The following is a 1061-nucleotide window of genomic DNA, read 5'->3' on the forward strand; positions in this document are numbered from 1 at the left end:
TCCCGTTAACCCTTTCTGCTAGGGCGTTTTCATAGCAATGATTTTCTTCTGTCATACTAATGTCTATCTTTTTCCTTTTAAGGATTTGAGTGTATACATTGCTGCAATATTGTATGCCTCTATCGGAATGATGTATGAGTCCATTAGTGCTTTTAGCTTGATAAATAGCTTTATTAAGCGCTCTTACGCATCCGTTTAGTTCTAAGCTATCACTCAAGTCATAACCAACAATCTTTCTGGAATGCATGTCTGTAATGAGTGCTAGATAACAAAATCCCTTAATGGTTCTAATATATGTAATATCAGATACCCAAACTTGGTTAGGCCTTGTAACTTGAACATCTTTAATGATGTTTTTATACTTGTAGAACCTGTGTAAAGAGTTGGTAGTTCTAGAACTATATTTCTTTCTAAGTGTAAGCATTTGATATTTTCTAAGGACGTTAAACAGTGTATCTCTACCGACTTTAAGGTTGGCTTTGGCAAACTCAGCATCTAATGATTTTACGAGTTTGCGCACGCCTTCTCTAGGTAGGGATTTGCGTCTTTTCTTTATTATCTCAATAATCTGCTGTTCTATTTTTAAACGCTTATCAGCTCTGTTTTTGTACTTATAGTAAGCATTGCGTTTATGTCCAAAACAATGGGTTATTGTAGTTAAAGAAGCAAATCCCTTAGCTTTTTCCTTGGCTTTGATTAGGGCTTTATACTTAACTTTTTTTTTAGTTCAGCCACAGATTTATAGCCTAGATCTTCAGCTGCTACTTCCAGGTATGAATCCAATACCAAGGCATCCAAATCCTTTTTTAAGAGTAACTTTTTAAGCTGTTCAATCTCTTTTTGCAGTTCTTTAACTCGAGTTATTTCGTCTTTTGTTTCCACTTTTACTCTGGTGTTCATTAGGTCTTTACGGTTGTATTTTCTAATCCATTCATTAATGGTGGTAGGAGCAATACCATAGAGTTTGCCTAGCTGGTTCTTGTTTAGTTTTCCGGTTGTGATTTCGTCCAGAATTTTCAGTTTGAAAGGTTCTGAATACCGTCTGATTACTTTGTCATTTC

At 35.2% G+C, this 1061-nt stretch carries 2 protein-coding genes; both read right to left on the reverse strand.

Annotation, left to right across the window (positions count from 1 at the left end; genetic code table 11):
• Nucleotides 1–697, reverse strand: a 697-nt coding sequence (locus ACFQZS_RS13275; protein ID WP_377101002.1) for an IS3 family transposase, incomplete at its 3' end; no start/stop codon positions are given.
• Nucleotides 697–1061 (reverse strand): transposase (locus ACFQZS_RS13280; protein ID WP_377101000.1); only part of this gene is annotated, 365 nt, incomplete at its 5' end. The genes ACFQZS_RS13280 and ACFQZS_RS13275, both read right to left, overlap by 1 nt.

It is taken from the genome of Mucilaginibacter calamicampi, from assembly GCF_042676765.1.
Lineage (GTDB): Bacteria > Bacteroidota > Bacteroidia > Sphingobacteriales > Sphingobacteriaceae > Mucilaginibacter > Mucilaginibacter calamicampi.